Source organism: Salarchaeum japonicum (genome assembly GCF_049705945.1).
Classification (GTDB): Archaea; Halobacteriota; Halobacteria; order Halobacteriales; family Halobacteriaceae; genus Salarchaeum; species Salarchaeum japonicum_A.
The window spans coordinates 1,541,846-1,564,542 of the sequence record NZ_JBNAMV010000004.1; the positions used below are offsets into that span (position 1 = coordinate 1,541,846).

Consider the following 22,697-nt stretch of genomic DNA (forward strand, 5'->3'; position numbering starts at 1 on the left):
GTAGCTTTTGCAAGCGCCCGCAAAGCGGGCGCGCAGCAAAAGGTACTATTGGAAGCCGATGTGGCCGCCTTCTCGGCCGGTTTCGGGCGTCTGTCCGCCCTTGAACTGTTCTTCGACGTCCTCGTAGTAGGCGAGGAGGTCGTCCGTGATGGTGGGGCGGACGTTCTTCATCGCTTTCCGGAAGTGTCGCATGCCGACTTCGGTGGCGTCGTCGTCCTCGCGGAGCGCTTCGATGGCGGCTTCGCGGGCGATGTTCGCGAGGTCGCTGCCGACGTAGCCGTCCGTGATTTCCGCGAGCTCGCGGAGGCTCACGTCGGCCGTGAGCGGCGTGTCGTCGGTGTGGATGCGGAGGATGCGTTCGCGTCCCTCGACGTCGGGCTGACCGACCATCACCATGCGGTCGAAGCGGCCGGAGCGGATGAGCGCGGGGTCGATGATGTCGGGGCGGTTGGTCGCGCCGATGACCATCACGTCCTCCATGTCCTCCAGGCCGTCGAGTTCGGTGAGGAGTTGGTTGACGACGCGTTCGCTGACGTTGTTTCCGGCGTTCTGGCCGCGGCCGGGCGCGAGGCTGTCGAGTTCGTCGAAGAAGATGATGGTCGGGCTGACCTGTCGGGCTTTCCGGAACGTCTGCCGGATGGCCTTCTCGGATTCACCCACCCACTTCGAGAGGAGTTGGGGGCCGCGCACGCTGATGAAGTTCGCGTTCGTCTCGTTCGCGACGGCTTTCGCCATCAGCGTCTTCCCCGTGCCGGGCGGGCCGTAGAGCAGGACGCCGCTCGGCGGTTCGACGCCCATCCGCCCGAACTTCTCGGGGGCGTTCAGCGGCCACTCGATGGACTCCTGGACCTGTTCTTTCGCGTCCGTCAGTCCGCCCACATCGTCCCACGATATCTTCGGGAGTTCGACGAGGACTTCGCGCATCGCCGAGGGTTCGACCTCGTTGAGCGCGCCGCGGAAGTCCTGGCGTTTCACGATCATGCGGTCGATGAGGCTCGGCGGGATGTCCTCCTCGTCGAGGTCGATTTCGGGGAGGTAGCGCCGGAGCGCGCGCATCGCCGCTTCCTTCGTGAGGGATTCGATGTCCGCGCCGACGAACCCGTGCGTGTCGTCCGCGAGGTTCCCGAGGTTCACGTCGTCCGACAGCGGCATGCCGCGCGTGTGAATCTTCAGAATTTCCTCGCGGCCGACCTCGTCGGGGACGCCGATTTCGATTTCGCGGTCGAACCGGCCGGGCCGGCGGAGCGCGGGGTCGACGGCGTCCACCCGATTGGTCGCCGCGATGACGATGACTTGCCCGCGGCCTTCGAGGCCGTCCATCATCGTCAGGAGTTGGGCGACGACGCGGCGTTCGACCTCGCCCGTGACGTCCTCGCGTTTCGGCGCGATGGAGTCGAGTTCGTCGATGAAGATGATGGACGGCGAGTCGTCCTTCGCGTCCTCGAATATCTCCCGCAACTGCTGTTCGGACTCCCCGTAGTACTTCGAGATAATTTCGGGCCCCGCGATAGAGAAGAAACTCGCGGAGGTCTCGTTCGCGACGGCCTTCGCGAGCAGCGTCTTCCCCGTTCCCGGCGGACCGTGCAGGAGCACGCCCTGCGGCGGCTCGATGCCGAGCTTCTGGAATATCTGGGGGTGCTTCATCGGGAGTTCGACCATCTCCCGGACGCGCTGAATCTCGTTCTGGAGGCCGCCGATGTCCTCGTACGTGATACCGCCGCCGGTGCGCTCGAACCCGCTGATGGGTTCTTCGCGCAGTTCGACCTCGGTGTCCTCGGTGACGAGGCAGACGCCCTCGGGTTCGGTTTCGACAGCGATCAGGGGAATGGCCTGTCCCGGCGAGCGCATGAACGGGTGGTTCGTCGAACTCATCACGGGGACGATGTCGCGCGCGACGACCGGGCGCTTCAGGATCTGGCGCTTGACCATGCCGGCGGCGTCCGAGCCGAACTGCACCGACGCCTCCTCGGGCGGCGCGAGCACGAGTTTGTCCGCCTTCTCGGCCTCGGCCTTCCGTATCTTGACGCGTTCGCCGATACCGACGTCCGCGTTCTGCCGGGTGAACCCGTCGATGCGAACGGTGTCGGTGTTCCAGTCCTGGCGGTCGGCGCGCCAGACCTTCGCGGCGGTGGTCTCCGCGCCCTCGATTTCGATGATGTCGCCCGGGCTGAGCTTCAAGTGGAGTAGCGTGTCGGGGTCGAGGCGCGCAATACCCCGGCCCGAGTCGTTCGGGTAGGCTTTCGCGACCTCGAGTTGGACTTCGTTCATCGTTAGTTGGGTGAAGGTGCGCCCTGTCGCCCGAAGAACCTTCCGACGACAGACGTATGCCAACGTATGTCACGGACGCGTATAGCGGTGACGGTCACCCCCGTTCGTCGCCTACTCCCCGTGCTCCTCGATGGCCTCGTCCAGCGTCAACTCCCCGCGGGCGACCCGGCGCGCGAGCGACTCCGGAATCGTACGGTTCTCCGCCGAGCGCTCCCGGGACCGGTTCTTGATGACCTGTAACTCGCCCGCCGTCGGCTCGAACGAACGGGAGGTGACGACCTCGCCCTCCAGCCGCGCGATGTTCGCCGCGGCGAGCACGTCGTCCAATCCCCGGACGCCCGCGCCGAGGTAGGGCGTCGTTCCCGTCTCGTCCACGAGTTCGACCGTCACGCCAGCCTCCGCAAGGCCGTCCACGATGCGCGCGCCGTGCAGTCTCGCGCCGTCCCCGACACGAACCACGGGGTCGAGCGCACCTTCGATTTCGTCTAGAATCACGTCGACGGTGTCCTCGACGGGCACGCGGAACGCCGCGACGACGAGGTCGCCGGACAGCACCGCGATACCGGGATTCGGCCCCGGGTCTACGCCGACGATGGTTCGTCCAGCGCCGCCGCGGAGCACGGTGAGTGCCTCGTCCACGGCCTTCCGCGCGTCGTCGGCGTCCGCCACGACGGTGTCCAGGTCGGCGTCCACGTCGTCGTCCGCGCCCGTCACGAGTACCGCCGCGTCCTCCGGAATCGGGTCGCCGGGTTCGATGGTCGTGAAGGCGACGTCCCGGTCCCTGAGTTCCGCGAGGAGTTCGTGGTAGAGTTCGAAGTCCGCGGTCGCGACGACTATCACGCCCCCGACTCGGACGGCGGCGAGTAAAAGCACTCCGCCGTTCGGTGTGTTTTTCCCGGATAGCGCGTAAGAGACGGGTAGTGACCGATACCCCTCTCACCACCGGGTGCGGCGCGCTCGACGACCTCCTCGGCGGTGGATTCGAGCGCGGAACAGTCACCCAGCTCTACGGCCCGCCGGGCGCTGGAAAGACGAACGTTGCGCTCTCCGCCGCCGTCGAGGCCGCGGACGACGGCGACACCGTCGTCTACGTCGACACCGAAGGCCTCTCCGTCGACCGGTTCCGGGACGTGCTGGCGGGGAACGCGAGCGACCCGGACGCCGCGTCCTCCCGCATCGTCATCTCCGAAGCCCACGACTTCGACGAACAGGCGGAGGCGGTGCGGGACGCGAGCGAGTTCGCGCCCGATGCCAGCCTCGTCGTCCTCGACTCCGCGACCGGGTTCTACCGGCTTCGCCGCGCCGACGACGAGGAGGCAGGGGACGCCCTCCGTCAGGTCGCCAAACAGGTGACGCACTTGCTGTCGCTCGCGCGCAAACACGACCTCGCCGTCGTCATCACCAATCAGGTGTACACGGACCCCGAGTCCGACACCAGCCGCCCGCTCGGCGGCCACACCCTCCAGCACTGGACCGGAACGGTGGTTCGCCTCGACCGATTCAAGGGCGACCGCCGCCGCGCCACCCTCGAAAAACACCGCGCGAAGCCCGAGGGCGACCGCGCACAGTTCCGAATCACGGGCGACGGCATCGAGAACGTCACATGAACTCGAACGTCTGGGTGCTCGCTGGCGCGGGAGGCTGTGCGGTTCTCTTCGTCGTGTTCGCCTACCTCTGGCTTCAGCTCAAGGCGTAGCACAACGGTTTTTCGCGTTCGCCGCTCACGCGGACGTATGGAGGTCCGCCGACTCGCGTCGCCCGACGACCTCGCGGAAGTGCAACGAGTGAACGCGCTCGCGTGGCGCGCGGCCTACCGCGGCCTCGTGCCGGACAGCGTGCTCGACTCGCTCTCCAGCGACGTGGCCGAGGACGCCGCGGAACGGCGTTTCTCTGAACTCCGTGAAGCGGACGGCCGCGTGTTCGTCGCCGCGGACGACGATATTGTCGGGTACGCTCGCGTCCGCTGGGGCGACACGAAGCCCTTCGTCGACCCGAGTGAGGCCGGCCTGAAAGAACTCTACGTGCATCCCGACCGCTGGGGCGAGGGCGTCGGTACTCGACTTCTCGAACGCGGTCTCGACAGCCTTCCCGAGGACACGGACGCGCTCGTTGTCGAAGCGCTCGCCGGGAACGAACGCGCCCAAACCTTCTACACCCGCCGCGGGTTCGTCCACGCCGGCAGCCGCACCGCCGAATTCGCCGACGAAGAACTGGAAACCGCCCTCTACCGACGAAATCTCTAACGACACCGCAAAACACGCCAGCCGTGGCCGCGCGGGGTGGGTGCCGTCGCGGTGCGGCGCGGTTGCGACACCGTAGCTGTGCGGCGCGGATGCGGTCGCGGAAGAACGGCCTGCGGGCAGTACCGAGCGCGCCGCCGGCGCGCTCGGCCTTTTTGGTCCAGATTTTTGCGGGGAGAGGTGTGGTTCGAGAGAGCAGAGCTCTCTCGTCATCACGAAACGGCGAAGCCGTTTCGAACGACGCGAAGCGCACCCCGACCCGGAAAAAGGTGGGTGTTTAAAGCTCGTTCAGTTTGCGGAGGAGTTGGCCCTTGTACTCTTCGTCGGCTTGGATGCCTTTGAGTTCGAGGACGTTGCGTTCGAGGTGGTCGAGGGCGAGGTTGAGGGCGTTGTCGGCGCCGTAGCCTTCGCCGGTGCCGGCGGCCTGACCCTTGTTGGTGCGGAGGCGGATCTGGCAGTAGATGAGGGGGGTTCCGCGGAGGCGTTCTTTGTGTTCGTGGAAGCGCACGTGGGCGTGCTGGACCTGCATGTCGCTGTACTTCTTGGTGATCTTCTGGATCCCTTCGCGGACGTCCTCGCGGCCGATGGTGTCGAGGAGGTCGATGTTGGTGATTTGGACGTCCATGTGTTCTTCTTTGGTGAAGGAGAGCGCGCGGAGGACGTCGGTTTTGGTGAGGATGCCGCCGACGACGCGGTCGTCGTCTTCGGGGGTGACGACGAGGCCGGCGATGTCGTCTTCGAGCATGGTGCGGACAGCGTCTTCGACGCTGTCACCGGGGTGGATGGTGGTGACGGGGCTGGACATGACGTCGTAGACGGGGAGGTCGAGGAGGCGTTCCATTTCGCCGCGGCGGTCGCCGCGCGTGGTCTTGTCGACGTCGCGGACGATGAAGTCGACGAGGTCGTGGACGGTGACGATGCCGGTGAGGAAGCCGTCTTCGTCGAGGACGGGGAGGCGGCTGATGGAGTTCTCGCGGAGGCGGTTGATGACCGTGCCGATGTTGGCGTCTTCGTCGACGGTGACGATGTCCTCGCTGAAGATCTGGTCGACGGTGAGCGCGTCGAGGTTGTCGAGGACGGCGTCGAGGATAAGGTCCTCGGTGACGACGCCCCAGAGTTTGTCGGATTCGAAGACGGGCGCGACTTTCGTGTTACCCTCGACGAGTTTGCGCGCGACGTCCCGGACGTTCTCGGTTCGGTTCAGTTTGGGGACGCTGTGGCTGGAGGGGTTGGTGAGAGAGACGACGCGAGTGTCGTCCTCGATGTGCGAGGAGAGAAGCTGTTTCTGGGTGATGACGCCCTCGTAGTCGGCGCCGCCTGCGCGCGTGACGATGATCCCTTTGGGGTTTTCGTCGTCGAAGATGGAGCGTACTTTCCCCATGCGTTCTTCTGCGTCAACCGAGATGTAGTCCTGGGTCGCGATGTCGGAGATATCCATGAGTCTAGCGGAAAGTCGAGGGGGACAGTCTAAAACCTTGTTGCGGCCCGCGAGAATGTACGGCGGTTCGGCGGGTCGCCGAAGGAGTGATACGCCCGGACGTGGTACAGAACCGCATGGGGGACCCGGCGTGCTATCTCGATTTCTGTCCGGAGTGTGACTGCCGTGTCACGCGCATGGACGAGGAGTGTCCGGACTGCGGCGCGTCGCTGTAGTCCGAAACACCCATATTGTTTTAGGCAAACCTAAATTTATGAGTGGTTCCACGCCCAGCGTCGTGGTTGTCGGCGGCGGCCCCGCCGGCTCCGCGGCCGGCGTCTTCACCGCACGATACGGCCTCGACACGACGGTGTTCGACCGCGGAAGCTCGTCGCTCCGCCGCGCCGCGTTCGTCGAGAACTACCTCGGCTTCCCCGCCGGCATCGACCCCGAGACGTTCTACGACCTCGCGCACGACCACGCGCGAGAAGCCGGCTGTGACGTCGTCGACGACATGGTCACCGCGGTCTCCGAAACTGACGCTGGCTTCCGGGTCGAGACGCAGGACGACCGAGTGCTCGACGCCGACTTCGTCGTCGCCGCGACGAAGTACGACTGGGAGTACCTTGACGGCCTCCCCGTCGATTTCGTCGAGGACGGCGAGTACGAGCAGTTCGACTCGTCGCTCGTCGACCAGGACGGCGGAACAGCCCTCGACGGCCTGTACATCGCTGGGCCGAACGCCGGCGTCGCCGACCAAGCGCTCATCGCCGCTGGCCACGGCGCGCAGGTCGGCCGCGCCATCATCGCGGACGTCCGCCGCGCCGAGGGCTACGAGGGCCGGTTCGCCGAACACTACGACTGGCTCCGCCGCGAGGAGAACCTCACCGGCGAGTGGGCGACCCGCGAGCGCTGGCAGGAACACCTCGACGACGCCCCCGACGCCCCCGACGAGGAGGACCTCCGCGAGCGCTACATCGACGACCGCTTCGCGAAGTACGTCGACGCCGACGACCGCGAGGAACGCAAACGCGACGCCCACCGCCGCCTCGCGGACCACCTCGACCTAGAGGAGGAATCCACGGACTGACGAGGGCTTTTCACGCCGCGTGCCCGACCCACCGGTATGGACTACGCGGACCGCGTCGAGCGCGAACGCGCCGAGAAAGACGAGTACTTCGCCGACCACCCGCGGTCGCCGATACCGATGGGTGAGCGCGACGACTTCGACGGCCTCGACTACTACGACCCCGATCCGACGTACCGCTTTGAACTCGAACTCCGCGAGTTCGACGACCACGACACCATCAGCGTGGAGACCACGCAGGACGGCGAACAGACCTACTACCGCTGGGGCGAGTTCGAGTTCGAACTCGACGGCGACACCCACACCCTCACCGCGTACCGCCGCGACCCCAACGAGAAACAGCTCTGGGTCCCGTTCAAGGACGAGACGAACGGCGACACCACCTACCCCGCCGGCCGCTACCTCGACCTCGACGAGGACGCCGAACGCGACGGCGTCTGGCTCCTCGACTTCAACCGCGCCTACAGCCCCTTCTGCGCGTACTCAGACGCCTACGAATGCCCGCTCGTCCCCTTCGAAAACCACCTCGACACCCGCATCGAAGCCGGCGAGAAATACGACGCCGACTGAGAACTTATTTCATGCTTCCAACTGAACGCCCGCTATGCGCCCGCCCTCCACGCTGAGCGCTGTGCTCGTCGTCGCCGGCGTTGTCCTGTTCGCGTTCCCGCTCGTCGCGCCGCCGCAGGGACCGCCCGACACCGTCGAATACTACGTCGAAGACGACTTCGGCGACCAGTCCGCCAATCCGAACCTCGCGTACGCGAACTTCTCCGAGAACGAGCGCCGCGTCTTCGACGCCGCGCTCGCCAACCGGAACAACACCTACGTCACCGACCCCGAAAACGCCCCCGGCCGAATCACTCCCGACCGCGAAGCCATCACCCTCTATAACGTCAAGTATCAGAACGATTACGACGCGCTCCAGGTGCGACGACTCTCCGACCCACCCAGCGACACCGCCGTCCTCGGCCGATTCGGTTCACTCCTCGCCGGCTGCATCGTCGCCTGCTACGGCGGCTACCGCGCCCTCGCGAACTGACCACACACGTCTGCATCGTCCCCACCGATTAATCGCTCCCGAGATGGGCCGCAACAGACTGTATGGGTTAGGCGGATTGTGAACTAACGCGAGACTCACTCTGTTCGCCTCGCTGAGTTCAAATCCGCCTGTCCACGTCACCCTCGACCGGCCCGAGAGACACAGAGGTCTCTCGCGGTCTTGGTTTCGGTAGAAGTGGGTTGGGGCGGATTTGAACCGCCGGCCTCCTCCATGTCAAGGAGGTGTCATAGCCTGACTAGACCACCAACCCGCCTGCGATTTTTCGTATGCCGGCGCTACACTTGACGGTTTCGACTCGGCATCGGCGGCGGGGCGCGACAGGCTTAAGTCTACGTACACACTTGTACATCATAACCCACAATCGGACATTGGTGGCCACTATGCAGGACTACATTCGACGCGTGACGGACGGCGACGACCTCTCCCTCGACGACGCGCGGAGCGCCGCGTCCGCGGTGTTCGAGGGCGCGACGGACGCCCAGATCGGCGCGCTGCTCGCCGGGCTCCGCTCGAAGGGCGAGACCGAGGACGAAATCGCGGGGTTCGCGCAGGGAATGCGGGACGCCGCGCGCACCATCGACCCCGACCGACGCCCGCTCGTCGACACCTGCGGCACGGGCGGCGACGACTACGACACCATCAACGTCTCCACCACCACGGCGCTGGTCGTCGCAGGTGCGGGCGTCCCCGTCGCCAAACACGGCAACTACTCCGTCTCCTCCTCCTCCGGAAGCTCCGACGTGTTGGAGGAGGTCGGCGTCGACCTCGACGTCAGCCCCGACGCCGTCGAGGACCGCATCGAGGACGACGGAATCGGCTACATGCACGCGCCAGCGTTCCACCCCGCGATGAAGGCCGTCATCGGCCCGCGCCGCGAACTCGGAATGCGCACCATCTTCAACGTCCTCGGACCGCTCACGAACCCCGCGGGCGCGGACGCCCAGCTCATGGGCGTCTACGACCCCGACCTCGTCCCATTGCTCGCGAACGCACTCACTCGAATGCCGACCGACCGCGCGCTCGTCGTCTACGGGAACGGCCTCGACGAAATCGCCATCCACGACGAGACCGTCGTCGCCGAGGTCGACGGCGACACCGTCGAGGAGTACACGCTCACGCCCGCCGACATCGGCCTCGACCGCGCGCCCATCGAGTCCATCGAGGGCGGAACGCCCGCGGAGAACGCAGACGACCTCCGCGGCATCGTCGAGGGCGTCGTCACCGGTCCGAAGCGCGACGTGATTCTCGCGAACGCGGGCGCGGCCATCTACGTCGCCGGCGAAGCGGACAGCATCGAAGCGGGCGTCGACCGCGCACGCGAAGCCATCGACTCCGGCGCCGCCGCGGAGACGCTCGCGACCCTGCAGGCGTCGAAATGACGCGCGTGAAAGTCTGCGGCATCACGAACGAAGCGGACGCCGCCGCGGCGGTCGACGCGGGCGCGGACGCCCTCGGCTTCATCGTAGACGTACCCGTCGACACGCCCCGCGAACTCGACGCCGAGCGCGCGGCCGACCTCGTCGCCGCCGTCCCACCGTTCGTCACTACCGTCCTCGTGACGATGCCGGACTCGCCCGCGGACGCCGCCCTGCTCGCCGACCGCGTCAGCCCGGACGCCCTCCAGGTGCACGGCGACCTTTCCGCGGACGCCCTCGGGGCGCTCGCGGACGACGTGGACGCGAAACTCGTGAAGACCGTGGACGCCGACCACCCTGAGGCGGCCGCGCGCTACGACGACGCCGCGGACGCGCTCCTCGTGGACTCGACGGACGCGTCCGGCGCGGGCGGCACGGGCCGCACGCACGACTGGACCGTCACCCGCGACCTCGCCGCGCGTCTCGACTCGCCGGTCGTGCTCGCGGGCGGCCTCACCCCCGAGAACGTCGCCGACGCCGTCGAAACCGTCCAACCGTTCGCCGTCGATGTGGCGTCGGGCGTCGAAGCCGCCGGCGGCGTGAAGGACCACGACGCGGTCGCGGCGTTCGTCGCCGCCGCGACGGACGAGGTGGTGGCGTGAACGTCTCGCGCACCGAGTTCGTCGAGCGTTGCGCGGGCGACGACCCCGTGGTCGCGTACGCGAGCGCCAGCCTCGACACGGACGCGTCCCCGCTCGCCGCGTACGCCGCGCTGGCCGACGGCGACCACTCCTTCCTCCTCGAATCCGCGAGCAAGACCGCCGCGAGCGACCCCGACGGGGCCTTCCAGCACGAGTCCGACGACCGGCACGCCCGCTACTCGTTCGTCGGCTACGACCCGGACGCGCTCGTCACCGTCGACCCCGACGGCGCGACCGTCGAACCACTCGCCGGCACCGGCTCCGCCGAGTACGTCACGCCCGAACGCGGCGACGACGTGCTCGACACGCTCCGCACCGCGCTCCCCGACGCCACCCGCCGCGGGTTCCCGGACGCGGACCGCCAACTCCTCGACGGCGGCCTCGTCGGATTCCTCGCGTACGACGCCGTCTACGACCTCTGGCTCGACGAGGTCGGCGTGGAGCGCCCCGAGACGCCGCTGCCCGACGCCCAGTTCGTCCTCACCACGCAGACGCTCGTCTTCGACAACACCACGGGCGACGTGTCGCTCGTGTTCACGCCCGTCGTCGGCCCGGACGCCGACCCCGGCGACGTGTACGACTCGCTCGCCGCCGAAGCCGACCGCGTCGCCGACGAACTCGCGGACGCCGACGACCCCGACACGGGCGGCTTCCGGAAGACCGGCGAGTCCGCGGGCCCGCGCGACGAATACACGGACGCCGTCGAACGCGCGAAGGACGCCGTGCTGGACGGCGAAATCTACCAGGGCGTCATCTCCCGCACGCGCGAACTCCACGGTGACGTGGACCCGCTCGGGTTCTACGAGCGCCTGCGGGACGTGAACCCCTCGCCCTACATGTACGTCGTCCGAACCGGCGACCGCACCGTCGTCGGCGCGAGCCCCGAGACGCTCGTCTCCGTCCGCGGCCGCACCGTTCTCAACAACCCTATCGCCGGCACCTGCCCCCGCGGAACGAGTCCCGTCGAGGACCGGCGGCTCGCCGGGGAGATGCTCGCGGACGAGAAGGAGCGCGCCGAACACACGATGCTCGTCGATTTGGCGCGCAACGACGTGCGCCGCGTCAGCGACCCCGGGTCCGTCGCGGTGCCGGAGTTCATGCGCGTCCTCAAGTACAGCCACGTCCAGCACATCGAATCCACCGTCACCGGCCACCTCGCCGACGAGTACGACGCGTTCGACGCCGTCCGCGCGTCCTTCCCCGCCGGCACGCTCTCCGGCGCGCCCAAAGTCAGGGCGATGGAACTCATCCACGACCTCGAAAACGGCCCGCGCGGCGCGTACGGCGGCGGCGTCGGCTACGTCTCCTGGACGGGCGACGCCGACTTCGCCATCGTCATCCGCACCGCCACCGTCGAGCATGGCGAGCACCGCTCGCCGGACCGAGCGAACGGGGAGAGCCGTGAGAAACGCGGTGCTGGCGGGGACACGGTTCGCGTTCGGGCGGGTGCGGGCGTGGTCGCGGACTCCGACCCCGACGCCGAGTACGAGGAGACCGAGAAGAAGATGGGGGGCGTGCTCGACGCGCTCGCGGGTATCACGGAGGAAGCCGAATGAACGTCGTATTCGTCGATAACTTCGACTCGTTCACGTACAACCTCGTGGAGTACGTCTCCGAGCGCGGCCACGACACCACCGTCCTGAAGAACACGGCGTCGCTCGACGAGGTTCGCGCGGCCGACCCGGACGCCATCGTCGTCAGTCCCGGGCCCGGCCACCCCGCGACGGAGCGCGACGTGGGCGTGACGATGCCCGTCCTCCGCGAACTCTCCCCGACGGTGCCGACGCTCGGCGTCTGCCTCGGGATGGAAGCCGCCGTCTACGAGTTCGGCGGGACGGTCGGGCACGCGCCCGAACCCGTCCACGGGAAGGCCTACCCCGTCGAGCACGACGGCGACGGCGTCTACCGCGGCCTCGAACAGGGGTTTCAGGCCGGCCGCTACCACTCACTCGTCTGCACCGACATCCCGGAGTGTTTCGACGTGACGGCGACGACCGACCACGGCGGCGAGACGCTCGCGATGGGCGTCCGCCACGAATCCTATCCGCTCGAAGGCGTGCAGTTCCACCCGGAGAGCGTGCTCACCGGGGTCGGCCACGACATCGTCGGGAACTTCCTCACGACAGCCCGAGAACGCTGAGCACGTAGAGCGCGGCGACGACGATGCCCGCGACGAGCAGGAGTTTCCACGCGACGCTCAACAGGAAGCGTCCGACGAGCACGATGACGAGCAGCGCGACGATGGCGACGAGGAGATTGCCGAGCGGCGACCCGAGCCCCATCGCGGCGAGTGCTGCTGCGAGCATACCCTGAGGACGGACGACCACGGCAAAAAGCGTGTGGGCTGTCCGCGCCGACCGACCCAGGCGTGAAACTGGACCGCGTCCCGAACGGACGACGCGCCGGACACACCCCGGGTTCCACTTTCACTCCCCTTTGGGTACGGTTATACTCGCGGCGGTTCTACGAACGTGACACCCAGCCGGGTGCGGTGACGACACCCGGTCGCCGAATCCACTAGGTATATGGTTCGGGCTACAGTAATACATCGTCGTCACCTGACTCGCGGAATTTACCCATGAAACGAGACCCGACTCCCCTACACGCCGAATCCCGGAGGTACAGACAATGAGTTCAAACGACCTATCCGCGGGCGACCTTACGCTCCCAATCAAGCGCGTCACCGGTGACACGCTTGAGGACCGCCTCACCGCGAACGCGTACAACAACATCCTGCCCGCGCGCTACCTGAAGAAGAACGCCGAGGGCGACCTCGTCGAGACGCAGGAGGACCTCTTCGACCGCGTCGCGAAGAACATCGCGCTCGCCGAAGCCGTCTACGAGTCCGAGAAGCAGGGCGTCGAAGTGCTCGTTACGCCCGACCAGCTCAAGCCCGACCACCCGCGCCGCGACGAACTCGCGGCCGAGGTGTTCGGCGACGGCGTCACCACCGAAGACGACGTGGAGACCGAACTGACGGCGGAGAACGTCAACAAGTTCGCGTACGACACCGTCGTCCCCGAACTCCCCGACGAGGTTCGCACGCACGTCGAGGATACCGCCGAGGAGTTCCAGGACCTGATGGAGTCGCTCTCCTTCATGCCGAACAGTCCGACCCTGATGAACGCGGGCGACGAACTCCAGCAGCTCTCCGCGTGCTTCGTCGACTCCCCGGGCGACGACATCACGGACATCCACGAGACCGCGAAGGAAGCCGCTGAAGTGTTCCAGTCCGGCGGCGGCATGGGGTACGCGTTCTGGCAGCTCCGCCCGTACGGCGACCCCGTCGGCAGCACGGGCGGCATCGCCAGCGGCCCGATGACGTTCATGGAGACGTTCGACCAGATGTGCGAAACCATCGCGCAGGGCGGCGCGCGCCGCGGCGCGCAGATGGGCGTCATGCGCATCAGCCACCCGGACGTCATCGAGTTCATCCACTCGAAGAACAAGGACGTCAGCCTCGCGCACTGCCTCAAGCTCAACGACCCCGACGACTACACGTACACGACGTTCAACGAGGCGCTCGAGGAAGCCCGTTCCCTCATCGACGAGGACGGAAAGGTCCCGAAGCACCTCCGGAACGCCGTCGAGGGCCACCTCTCGAACTTCAACATCTCCGTCGGCGTGACGGACGACTTCATGGACGCCCTCCAGAACGGCGAGGAGTTCACGTTCACGAACCCCCGCACGGGCGAGCCGCACATCGCCACCGAGGAGACGAAGGAGATGTACGACCGGTACGACCTCGGCCATCACGTCGAGGTCGGCGAACCGCTCTCGATGCCTGCCGACGTGGTCTGGGACCCAATCGTCGAAGGCGCACACGAGAACGGCGAACCCGGCGTCATCTACCTCGAACGCGTCAACAAACAGCACTCCTTCGACGTGGAGGAACACCCCGACCACCGCATCCTCGCGACGAACCCCTGCGGCGAACAGCCGCTCGAGGAGTACGAGGCGTGCAACCTCGGGCACATCAACCTCTCCACGCTCGCCGCGCAGGACGCACCCGACTGGCGTGTCTGGAGCGAGGAGAACGACTACGACACGCTCGAAGACGGAATCAGTCAGTTCCTCGACGACGCGCTCGACCACGAGGAGTTCGACCACCGCATCGAACAGGGCACGCGCTTCCTGGAGAACGTCGTCACGATGTCGGACTTCCCGGTCGAGGAGATCGAGGAGAAGGTCCGCGAGATGCGGAAGATCGGCCTCGGCGTGATGGGGCTAGCGCAGCTCTACATCCAGCTCGGCGTGAAGTACGGCTCGGAGGAGGCGAACGAAATCGCGAGCCAGGTCATGACCCACATCAACCACGGGTCGAAGACCGCGAGCCACGAACTCGCGCTGGAGCGCGGGAGCTTCGACGAGTGGGACAAGTCGAAGTACGCGAACCCCACGGAGTACCGCGAGTGGTTCGAGCACCACACGGGCGAGTCCGCGGACGACTGGGAAGACGGCTACCCGATTCGGAACCACAACACGACCACCATCGCACCGACGGGTACCACGTCGATGGTCGGGAACACCACGGGCGGCTGTGAACCCATCTACAACGTCGCGTACTACAAGAACGTCAGCGACGACGTGCAGGGCGACGAGATGCTCGTGGAGTTCGACGACTACTTCCTCCGGACGCTGGAGGCGAACGACATCGACGTCGACGCCGTGAAGAAGGAGGCGCAGGAGCAGATGGCGAACAACGAGTTCGACGGCGTCACCGGACTCTCCACGGTCCCGAACCCCATCGGCGAACTGTTCGTCGTGACGGAGGACCTCTCCGGGAAGCAGCACGCCGCCGTCCAGACCGCCTGCCAGAACGGCGTGGACTCCGCCATCTCGAAGACGTGTAACTTCCCGAACTCGGCGAGCGTCGAGGACATGGACGACGTCTACCGCTACATCTACGAGCACGGCGGGAAGGGCGTCACCGTCTACCGTGACGGCACGCGCTCGAAGCAGGTGCTCACCACGCGCGCCGACAACGCCGAGTTCTCGGACGAGGACGAGGCCGCGGAAGTCCTCCTCGAACAGATTCAGGACACGTTCGGCGACCTCGAAACCTTCCTCGACAACGAGGACGTGCGCGACGCCATCGGCGGCGACACGGACGACCTCGTCGACGTGGATGTCGACGGCGCGCAGAAGCGCCCGCGCCCCGACGTGCTGTACGGTGTCACCCAGCGCATCGACACGGGCTACGGGAAGCTCTACGTGAACATCAACGAGGACGAACAGGGCCGGCCGTTCGAACTGTTCGCGAACATCGGGAACAGCGGCGGATTCACCGCGTCCTTCACCGAGTCGCTCGCGAAGACCGTCTCCACGGCGCTCCGCGCGGGCGTCGACCCCGACGAGATTGCGAGCGAACTCCAGGGCATCCGCAGTCCGAAGGTCGCCTGGGACAAGGGCGAGCAGATAAACAGCATCCCGGACGCCATCGGCACGGCGATGCGGCGCTACCTCGACGGCGACATCGACAAACAGGTGCCGAAACAGCAGAACCTCACCGAACTCGCAGAAGAGGAGGAGTCCGCGGAGGACGTCGCGAAACTCGACGGTGGCGCGACCGCGGATAGTCCGAACGCGGACACCGAACCCGTCGGCAGCGCGACGCCCGACACCGAGCAGGCGACGCCGAGCGACGACGAAGACATGACGAAGAAACTCATCGAGGCCGGCGAGATGCCGGAATGTCCCGACTGCGGGACGATGGACCTCTACTACTCCGAAGGCTGCAAGACGTGCCAGAACTGCGGCTGGAGCGAGTGCTGACGCCGGCTATCTAACGCTTCTCTCGGCGTCCTGCTTCGAATCCCTCCGCAAACCTGCTCCCCGTGAACGCAGGGCGTGTCGGATTCGCGTCTCCGCACTTCCTTCTGTCGAACTCGGGACCAAGCGTGAGCTACGCCTCGCTTACGACCAGGGACTGTCCCCACCGAGATGTCCGACACCGTCGCCGGACGGAACGTCGTCGCCACAGGAGTCGGCCGGCGTGCCGTCGGTCGTCCCTGAAACCGAGTTCCCGCAGACGGTCTCTTGTGCGTCGGCGGACGTGGCGCTGTACTTGATTGCTTGGTCGTCGTATTCCTCAACGACGTTCCCGTAGATGCGGTGGCCGCTTCCGATCTGGTCCGCGGTCAGATCGTGGCCGTCGATTTCGTTGAGCGCTCCCTTGGCGCCCGCGTTGACGTGGATACCGTACCCCTGGCCGCCCCCGAATTTGCACCAACGGACGGTCGAGTCGATGCTCTGCATGTGCGCGCTCGCCGCGGGATACGGTTCGTTGTTCTGGGAGCCGCCGGCGTCCGTACAGTACTCGACGACCAGGTCGTGGGTCCCCATCTTCGGGTTCACCAGTTCCGAATGCGGGTGCCCGGCGCTATTGTCGATGTGGTGGACGCGGATGTCGTTCGTCTTGTCGATGTCTGTCCACGGGTGGTGTCGGGTGCCGTAGGCCGAGGGCGGAGTCCCGAGGTAGACGAACTCACCGGCGTGACTCTGGTTGGTTCCGGTGAGTACGTAGCTCGCGCCGGCCAGTCCAGTGACCTCGAACTCGCCGACGTCGACGTTTCGTGACCGCTTGACCACGACCAGCGGGCGGATGGAGTGCCCGAGGCGCGCGGGCCGAATCGCGATGTCGGTCAGGTACTCGTCGGTGTCCCGTCGTGGGGTACAGCGAACGAGTACGACGCCGCCGTAGGCGTCGAGGTCCTGCGGCCGAGACAGGTCCGTGAGTCCGTCGATGGTCAAGCCGGTGAGATGGACGTGGCTGTGATTGAGGTTGAACACGACCATCTCTTTCGTCGGCCGCAGCACGGCGTCCGCTGGCCCGGTGATTGTTATCGGGGCGTCAGTCTCGCCAGGTCGGACCGTTCCGACAGGTGCATCGAGTCGGTACTCGCCGGACTGCACCTCTACAGTCTCTCCCGGCCGTGCAGCCACGATTCCTCGTTGGATGGACCCAAACGGGTCGTCGCTAGTTCCCGAACCGGTTCCCTCGGCGGCGTCGGCGGACACGAAGACAGTGTCCGGATTCGTCTCAGTCGTCTGCTCGGGTGTCGTTGTCTCCCCCGTCGTCTCGGTTCGAGTCGACGCTGCCGTGGTTGCGGATGACGTAGTGGGGTCAGACTGCGTCGACGAGCAACCAGCGAGTGCGGCCACGAGCGAGGCGCTCGACAACCGGAGCGCGCGCCGACGAGACATGTCACGCATTTCATTAGAGCGCCTCCCTCCGAGTTCATAAATTGTCGTGCTATGGCGCCCCCATCGCGGCGAACTCGCGGTGTGGTCGAGAGACACATCTATACACTGCGCCGACCCACACACGGACATGAGTGGACGGGACTTGCCGACGTGTCCGATGTGTGAGTCCGAACTCCTGAAGCGTCACTGCAAGTACGTCTGTCCCCAGCACGGCGTGCTCGCGGACTGCAGCGACCCGTTCACGCCCTGACTTCTGCCGGCACCCGACTGCTTTTGCGGGAGAGGGTCGAACTGACGGGTATGGAGGAGTGGAGCGAGTCGTGGTCGCCGTCGGCCGCCGTGGACGGCGAGCGATCGCCCGACCCTGGTGCGTCGAGCGAGGCGTTCGGGGCGCTCGCGAACGAGGTCCGCGTCACCGTGCTCGTGCGGTTGGTGCGTGCGGAACGCGACGGCGAGACACCGGTTCCGTTCTCGGACCTGCACGCGGCGGCCGACACGGATAGTTCGGCGGGGTTCGCGTACCACCTCCGACAGTTGACGGGCTGGTTCGTGGAGAAGACGCCCGACGGCTACGTGCTGACCGACGCGGGGCGGCGCGCGGCCGACGCGGTTCTCTCCGGTGCGTTCCTCGACAAGGACGGCGCGCGGCGCGCGAGCTAACGAGTACGAACACGCAAGCCGGCTTCCCGGTGGTCGAACTGGTCGTCGTGTGCCCGTCCGTCAAATAATTGCTGTGGGGTCGTCGCGCGATTCTACTGCACCAGCAGTCCGCCGTCGACGATGATCGGCTGACCCATCACGTACGAGGACTCCTCGGAGCACAGCCAGACGACCGTGTTAGCTATCTCCCGCGGATCTCCGAGGCGGCCAGCAGGGATTCCTGCCGTGATGCGGTCCATCTCGTCCGCGTTTTCCTCGCCCGCCTGTTGGACCATCGGCGTGTCGATGACGCCCGGACAGACGGCGTTGAATCGAATTCCGTCGTCGGCGTAATCGACGGTCGCGCGCCGCGTCAGCCCGATGACGCCGTGTTTACTCGCGGCGTAGTGCGCGCTCCCGTTCGCGCTCACGCCGGCGACCGACGAGGTGTTGACGATTGCGCCGCCGCCGCGTTCGATCATCTCCGGTATTTCGGCTTTCAGGCACCGCCAGACGCCCTTCAGGTTCACGTCGATCATCCGATCCCACTCGTCCTCGTCGTAGTCGGCGAGGCGAGCGCCTTCCTCCGCGATGCCCGCGTTGTTGTGCGCGAAGTCGAGCCCGCCGTACTCGTCGAGCGCCGTCTGCACCATCGCGGCTACGTCGTCCGAATCGGTGACGTCGGTGTTGACGAACGTCGCTTCACCGCCGTCTCCTTCGATCATCTCGACTGTCTCGTGACCGCCGTCCGCGTCAACGTCGGCGACGACGACCTTCGCTCCCGCCTCGGCGAACCGGACCGACGACTGCCGCCCTATTCCCGAGCCTCCGCCAGTAACGACCGCAACGCCGTCTTGTATTCCCTTCATGGTATCAGTCGCCGCGTCCGCGGACGCGACAGTATACCTGTTTGGGATATAATGTGAAATATTTACCGCAGATTCTGAGAAGCGGTTTTTATTGCAGGTATCTTCGTTTCTCGGACTTTCCCGTCCGGCTACTGCTCCGCGAACGTCGCGCCGGTCGCGGTGACGGTGACGGTCTCCGTGGGGTGGTCGTCGCCGGCCGCGGCGTCGAGCGCTTCACGCGCGAGCTTTTCGGCTTCTCCGGTGTCGAGTCCGCTTTCGTAGGTTTCTTCGAGGTAGTCCTGTGCGTTCGGTGCGCCGTTCCCGAGGGCGTTCGCGCGCCACTCGCGGGTCGCGCCCGAGGGGTCTACTTCGACGAGCGTCGGGCCGTCGCCGTCTCCGGCGACGAGCAGCGCGGTTCCGTACGGCCGCGCGCCCCTGGACTGCGTGCGTTCTTGGACGTGGTCGGCGAGCGCGGTGGCGAGCGCGTCCGCGGGCATCGGCTCCTCGTATCGCACGCGCTCCTCCTGGGCAGTCTGGCGAGCGATGTCGACGAGGCGGCGGGCGTCCGCGGCGTGCCCGGCGGTGCCGACGGCGAGGTGGTCGTCCACGCGGTGGAGCTTCTCGATGCTGTCCGTCTCGACGAGCGGCGACCCGCCATCGGGCGCGGCGGCGAGGACGACCGCGTCGTCGCCGCGGACGCCGACGACGGGCGCGCCCTGCCCGACGGCCTCCCGGGCGTACTCGACCTGATAGAGCCGGCCGTCCGGCGAGAAGATGGTCGTCCCGCGGTCGTACGCCTGCTGATTCTCCATCTCAGACCACCTCCCCGGGGTCGGCGTACTCTTCGACCTGCACGTCCTCCTGGGTGACGGTGGCGACGGCGACGCCGTTCCCGCTCGCGGTGTCGCGCTCGCTCGCGCTTCCGACCGCGGACGCCGCGACGGACCGCGCGTCCTCGGTCGTGAGGTCGCCGCGGTAGGTGTCTTCGAGCGCGCCGTACGCGAGCTGCATTCCGCTCCCGCCGGCGGCGTACGTGTCGCGGAGCACGCCGCCCGCGCCGTCGATTTCGAAGACGTAGCCGCCCGTGTCGTCGACGCCGCCCAGCAGGGGACTGACCTGCAGACCGGAGTTCAGGAGGACGTTCCCTGCGAGCGTGGAGAGCGCGGTTATCGACGGGTCGGTACCGCGGCGGTCGGCATACAGGCGGGTTTCGGCGCGGAGGACGCGCACGAACTGCTGGAGGTGGCCGACGGTGCCGGAGAGCGCCGCGGCGGCGGTCGGATGGACGGGTTCGACCTTCCGCACGTGCTTGTTGGTGACGACGCGACCGCCGATGCTGGCGCGCCGGTCGGCCGCGAGCACGACGCCCTCGTCAGCGACGACGCCGACGACGGTGGTTCCGGTCTCCGCGCCCTCTCCGGGGTCGGGCGAGACGAGGCCGGGGTTCGATTCGTGGAGCGCTCGCCGACCGACGGGGTCGGGTTCCTGTGGTGTCTCCATACGCCTGCTTGGGCCGACCCACGCAAATATGTTAGCTAAAATATATTTTAGCGGCGGCGCGAACGATACAGCGGCCCGGCGAGCAACAGGACGGCGAAGAGGACGCATGCGCCGACGAGCATCGGGTCGAACGCGTTCTGGAGACTGAACGAGTCGAGGGACGCACCGATACCGACCGCCGCGACCGTCCACGGGAACTCGCCAACCAGCGTCCCGACGACGAACGCGCGGACGGGGACGCCGGCGATGCCCGCGCCCGTCGACACGACCTCCGCGGGCGTCGGCGCGAGCCGCGCCGCAATCACGCCGCGAGTGTCGCCCGCGGCCGCGAAGTACTGCTCGCCGCCCGACCGCACGCTGCCGAGCACGCTGCCCGTGGTCGGCAGGCGGCCGCCGACGTAGTACGGGAGCAGGCTCGTTCCGACCGCGCCCACGAGCGCGACCGGCACGCCGAGCACGAGCCCGTACTTGTACCCGACGAGCACGGAGAGCGCGGACACCGGCCACGCGAGGAACGGCCGCACGGCGTACAGCGCCACGAGTATCACGGGAAACCACGGGCTCGCCACGACGCCCCGAACCCGCGCCAGCACGCTGTCCGGCACGAACAGGGCGAGCGCGAGCACGCCCAGGCCCGCCACCGCCGCCAACACGGTCCGCCGCGACACCGACACCATACGTCGAGTCCGGCGGCGAACGCTAAATGTCTTGTACTCCGCGCCGGGTTCTACGGTATGGACGCGGTCGACGCCGGCGTCGAACTCCTCGCCGCGATGGACGACGACGCGCTCTCCGTCGCCGACGCGGTAGACCGCCTCGAAGCCGTCACCACCCACCCCGAGAAGACCCGTCGCATCCTCGACGAAGCCGAATCACGCGGCATCATCGACCGGGACGGCAGCGAAGTCCGATTCAGCAAGGGCGGCTACGGCGGCTTCGAACCCGACATCGTCACGAAAGAAGGCGAGTTCACGTGCCGGCGCTGCGGCACCGACATCTCCACGGGCTACTTCCTCGACCTCGACACGGGCGAACTCGGGCCGTTCGGGTCGTCGTGCGTCCGCAAAGTCACCGGTCGCGAATAGTCTCCCGCAGCGATTCGATGCGCTCGCGCTGCTCGTCCAGGAGCGCCGACTGCTCGGCGACCAACTCCTCCTGCTCCGCGATGTACTCCGCCTGGCGCTCCACCGTCTCCGCGAGGTCGTCCACGTCCTCACGCAGCGCCTCGACATCCACTGACGGCTCGGAGGCCGATTCCCGCCCGGATTCGGATTCGGACTCGGATTCCGGTTCCGCCCTCGGTTCCGGCTCCGACTCTGGTTCTTCCGCCGCCACTTGTGCGGTCGCCTGACCGCCGGGCGCGCTCGACTCCGCCGGGGCGTCCGCTTCGCGGTCTTCGGCGTCGTCGCGGCCGCCGAGCGGTTCGAGGTCGTCGTTGTCGAACGCCACCGTGCCCGCCGACTCGTCGACCGGCCGGTCGCTCGCCACCGCGCGTCGGAACTCCTGATAGCTGTCCGCGTCGTGCGCCGCGAACAGCGCGTCCTCAACGGTCTCCCGCACGTCTCGGAAGGAGTCGTTCGGCGCCTTGATGCGCTGCGTGCGCCCCGTGGTTTCGAGGACGAGCTGGCTCGCGACGTTCCCCTCCTCCGTGTCGATATCCGTTACTTCGTCGAAGACGATTTCCTCGTAGTCCTCGTCCCAGACCGCCGCGCCGACGTGCTTCACGAGGCGGTCGCTCGTCACGATGAGCGTGAGTTCGCTGAACCGATACGTTCGCTTCACCGTCTCGCCCGCCGCGGTCACGCTCGCGTGATTCAGCACGCCCGCGATAATCGGATGGAGCGCGTCGTCCAGCTTCCCCGCCGGCACCGTCAGCGTCTCCTCGCCCTCCAGCCCGTAATCCAGCGTTATCTTCGACTTCCGCCGCCCCTCCGACACCGTGATTCGCTCGGCGGCGTGCGGGTACTCCGTCACCGACTCGTCGCTCAGCAGGCCGTCCGCCCGGTACGCGAGCGTGCGGGTCGCCGTGACGAACAACGCGTCCTCGCCCCGGAGCGGGATTCGCGCCGCGACGCTCTCACCGTCGAGCACCGCGTCCACGGCCGCAGGTACGTCCATACCCCGGAAAAACGCACCTGCAGACATAAACCCGGCGGGTCACCCGAAACAGATGAGAACCTTAATAGGCGACAGCCGTCTACCCGAAACCGAGCCCGGGTGGCTTAGTCTGGTCATAGCGCCGCACTCATAGGGTTCCGAGATTCGGTGCGGCAGCCATTCGGTGGCTGTGCGTGTCCCCCGAGGCCCGCCGAGCCTCGAACCTGGGACATGCGGAGGCCGAGGGTTCGAACCCCTCCCCGGGCATTTTCTGAC

Annotated in this window: 23 protein-coding genes and 2 tRNA genes; 14 read left to right on the plus strand and 11 right to left on the minus strand. The window is 67.0% G+C overall.

Translation table 11 applies throughout. The features are described from left to right. Positions 1-45: 45 nt before the first annotated feature. Together ACOZ4O_RS10095 and ACOZ4O_RS10100 are read right to left on the minus strand one after the other, a co-directional pair. On the minus strand, positions 46-2,268 hold the full coding sequence (locus tag ACOZ4O_RS10095) for a CDC48 family AAA ATPase (RefSeq protein WP_424525184.1): 2,223 nt from the start codon (positions 2,266-2,268) through the stop codon (positions 46-48). A 111-nt stretch (positions 2,269-2,379) separates the two neighbouring features. Further along, positions 2,380-3,108, minus strand: coding sequence for a hypothetical protein (locus tag ACOZ4O_RS10100; RefSeq protein WP_424525185.1), 729 nt, complete (start codon positions 3,106-3,108; stop codon positions 2,380-2,382). An 80-nt stretch (positions 3,109-3,188) separates the two neighbouring features. On the opposite strand from ACOZ4O_RS10100, the gene radB reads away from it, so the two are divergent. Both radB and ACOZ4O_RS10110 read left to right on the plus strand, forming a co-directional pair. Then, on the plus strand, positions 3,189-3,875 hold the full coding sequence (gene radB, locus ACOZ4O_RS10105; protein ID WP_424525186.1) for a DNA repair and recombination protein RadB: 687 nt from the start codon (positions 3,189-3,191) through the stop codon (positions 3,873-3,875). A gap of 126 nt (positions 3,876-4,001) precedes the next feature. Further along, on the plus strand, positions 4,002-4,511 hold the full coding sequence (locus ACOZ4O_RS10110; RefSeq protein ID WP_424525187.1) for an N-acetyltransferase family protein: 510 nt from the start codon (positions 4,002-4,004) through the stop codon (positions 4,509-4,511). 274 nt (positions 4,512-4,785) lie between these two features. Here the strand turns inward: ACOZ4O_RS10110 and ACOZ4O_RS10115 are convergent, their stop codons facing one another. Beyond that, entirely contained in the window at positions 4,786-5,946 is a 1,161-nt protein-coding gene (locus tag ACOZ4O_RS10115; protein ID WP_424525188.1) for a CBS domain-containing protein, read from the minus strand. A gap of 253 nt (positions 5,947-6,199) precedes the next feature. Between ACOZ4O_RS10115 and ACOZ4O_RS10120 the strand changes: the two genes are divergently transcribed. Genes ACOZ4O_RS10120 through ACOZ4O_RS10130 form a run of 3 tightly spaced genes read left to right on the plus strand, consistent with a single transcriptional unit; the run spans position 6,200 to position 8,054 of the window. After that, positions 6,200-7,015 (plus strand): thioredoxin reductase, encoded by an 816-nt coding sequence (locus ACOZ4O_RS10120; RefSeq protein ID WP_424525189.1) that lies wholly within the window; start codon positions 6,200-6,202, stop codon positions 7,013-7,015. Positions 7,016-7,051: 36 nt separating this feature from the next. After that, complete coding sequence (locus ACOZ4O_RS10125) at positions 7,052-7,582, plus strand: DUF1684 domain-containing protein (protein ID WP_424525190.1); 531 nt, start codon at positions 7,052-7,054, stop codon at positions 7,580-7,582. Positions 7,583-7,616: 34 nt separating this feature from the next. Next, positions 7,617-8,054 carry a hypothetical protein gene (locus ACOZ4O_RS10130; RefSeq protein WP_424525191.1) on the plus strand — a complete coding sequence of 146 codons (438 nt, stop codon included), beginning with the start codon at positions 7,617-7,619 and terminating at the stop codon, positions 8,052-8,054. Positions 8,055-8,250: 196 nt separating this feature from the next. Here the strand turns inward: ACOZ4O_RS10130 and ACOZ4O_RS10135 are convergent. Continuing rightward, positions 8,251-8,325: transfer RNA gene (locus ACOZ4O_RS10135), tRNA-Val, on the minus strand. Positions 8,326-8,455: 130 nt separating this feature from the next. Between ACOZ4O_RS10135 and trpD the strand changes: the two genes are divergently transcribed. From trpD to trpG, 4 genes are read left to right on the plus strand one after another with little or no spacing between them, the layout of a single operon-like run. Beyond that, positions 8,456-9,454: an anthranilate phosphoribosyltransferase gene (gene trpD / locus ACOZ4O_RS10140; protein ID WP_424525192.1), complete on the plus strand. Its 999-nt coding sequence runs from the start codon at positions 8,456-8,458 to the stop codon at positions 9,452-9,454. Beyond that, the gene (locus tag ACOZ4O_RS10145; RefSeq protein WP_424525193.1) at positions 9,451-10,092 is read left to right on the plus strand and encodes a phosphoribosylanthranilate isomerase; all 642 of its coding nucleotides are present in this window, start codon (positions 9,451-9,453) and stop codon (positions 10,090-10,092) included. Before trpD ends, ACOZ4O_RS10145 begins: the two co-directional genes overlap by 4 nt. Then, on the plus strand, positions 10,089-11,687 hold the full coding sequence (trpE, locus tag ACOZ4O_RS10150) for an anthranilate synthase component I (protein ID WP_424525194.1): 1,599 nt from the start codon (positions 10,089-10,091) through the stop codon (positions 11,685-11,687). Before ACOZ4O_RS10145 ends, trpE begins: the two co-directional genes overlap by 4 nt. After that, positions 11,684-12,271 carry an anthranilate synthase component II gene (gene trpG, locus ACOZ4O_RS10155; protein WP_424525195.1) on the plus strand — a complete coding sequence of 196 codons (588 nt, stop codon included), beginning with the start codon at positions 11,684-11,686 and terminating at the stop codon, positions 12,269-12,271. The genes trpE and trpG overlap by 4 nt, the downstream gene beginning before the upstream one ends. Here the strand turns inward: trpG and ACOZ4O_RS10160 are convergent. Beyond that, positions 12,249-12,437, minus strand: coding sequence for a hypothetical protein (locus tag ACOZ4O_RS10160; protein WP_424525196.1), 189 nt, complete (start codon positions 12,435-12,437; stop codon positions 12,249-12,251). The two genes, trpG and ACOZ4O_RS10160, sit on opposite strands and share 23 nt — an antisense overlap. Before the next feature lie 322 nt (positions 12,438-12,759). Between ACOZ4O_RS10160 and ACOZ4O_RS10165 the strand changes: the two genes are divergently transcribed. Further along, positions 12,760-15,906: an adenosylcobalamin-dependent ribonucleoside-diphosphate reductase gene (locus ACOZ4O_RS10165; RefSeq protein WP_424525197.1), complete on the plus strand. Its 3,147-nt coding sequence runs from the start codon at positions 12,760-12,762 to the stop codon at positions 15,904-15,906. A gap of 141 nt (positions 15,907-16,047) precedes the next feature. Here the strand turns inward: ACOZ4O_RS10165 and ACOZ4O_RS10170 are convergent, their stop codons facing one another. Next, on the minus strand, positions 16,048-17,076 hold the full coding sequence (locus tag ACOZ4O_RS10170; protein ID WP_424525198.1) for a hypothetical protein: 1,029 nt from the start codon (positions 17,074-17,076) through the stop codon (positions 16,048-16,050). A 388-nt stretch (positions 17,077-17,464) separates the two neighbouring features. Here ACOZ4O_RS10170 and ACOZ4O_RS10175 point away from each other — a divergent pair, with 388 nt between their 5' ends. Beyond that, the gene (locus tag ACOZ4O_RS10175) at positions 17,465-17,587 is read left to right on the plus strand and encodes an HVO_2523 family zinc finger protein (RefSeq protein ID WP_424525199.1); all 123 of its coding nucleotides are present in this window, start codon (positions 17,465-17,467) and stop codon (positions 17,585-17,587) included. Between the two features lie 50 nt (positions 17,588-17,637). After that, positions 17,638-17,997: a DUF7347 domain-containing protein gene (locus tag ACOZ4O_RS10180; protein ID WP_424525200.1), complete on the plus strand. Its 360-nt coding sequence runs from the start codon at positions 17,638-17,640 to the stop codon at positions 17,995-17,997. Positions 17,998-18,089: 92 nt separating this feature from the next. On the opposite strand, the gene ACOZ4O_RS10185 is transcribed toward ACOZ4O_RS10180, so the two are convergent. The 4 genes from ACOZ4O_RS10185 to ACOZ4O_RS10200 form a co-directional block, all read right to left on the minus strand. Continuing rightward, positions 18,090-18,845, minus strand: coding sequence for a glucose 1-dehydrogenase (locus tag ACOZ4O_RS10185; RefSeq protein ID WP_424525201.1), 756 nt, complete (start codon positions 18,843-18,845; stop codon positions 18,090-18,092). Positions 18,846-18,973: 128 nt separating this feature from the next. Next, positions 18,974-19,636 carry an archaeal proteasome endopeptidase complex subunit alpha gene (locus ACOZ4O_RS10190; RefSeq protein WP_424525202.1) on the minus strand — a complete coding sequence of 221 codons (663 nt, stop codon included), beginning with the start codon at positions 19,634-19,636 and terminating at the stop codon, positions 18,974-18,976. Position 19,637: 1 nt separating this feature from the next. Next, the gene (locus tag ACOZ4O_RS10195; RefSeq protein WP_424525203.1) at positions 19,638-20,324 is read right to left on the minus strand and encodes a proteasome subunit beta; all 687 of its coding nucleotides are present in this window, start codon (positions 20,322-20,324) and stop codon (positions 19,638-19,640) included. 47 nt (positions 20,325-20,371) lie between these two features. Next, on the minus strand, positions 20,372-21,001 hold the full coding sequence (locus tag ACOZ4O_RS10200) for a TVP38/TMEM64 family protein (RefSeq protein WP_424525204.1): 630 nt from the start codon (positions 20,999-21,001) through the stop codon (positions 20,372-20,374). 57 nt (positions 21,002-21,058) lie between these two features. On the opposite strand from ACOZ4O_RS10200, the gene ACOZ4O_RS10205 reads away from it, so the two are divergent. Then, complete coding sequence (locus ACOZ4O_RS10205) at positions 21,059-21,409, plus strand: DUF5830 family protein (protein WP_424525205.1); 351 nt, start codon at positions 21,059-21,061, stop codon at positions 21,407-21,409. On the opposite strand, the gene ACOZ4O_RS10210 is transcribed toward ACOZ4O_RS10205, so the two are convergent. Next, entirely contained in the window at positions 21,393-22,442 is a 1,050-nt protein-coding gene (locus tag ACOZ4O_RS10210) for a DUF7115 domain-containing protein (RefSeq protein ID WP_424525206.1), read from the minus strand. The genes ACOZ4O_RS10205 and ACOZ4O_RS10210 overlap by 17 nt on opposite strands. 93 nt (positions 22,443-22,535) lie before the next feature. Between ACOZ4O_RS10210 and ACOZ4O_RS10215 the strand changes: the two genes are divergently transcribed. Next, positions 22,536-22,688 (plus strand) — tRNA-Met (locus ACOZ4O_RS10215). Positions 22,689-22,697: the final 9 nt, after the last annotated feature.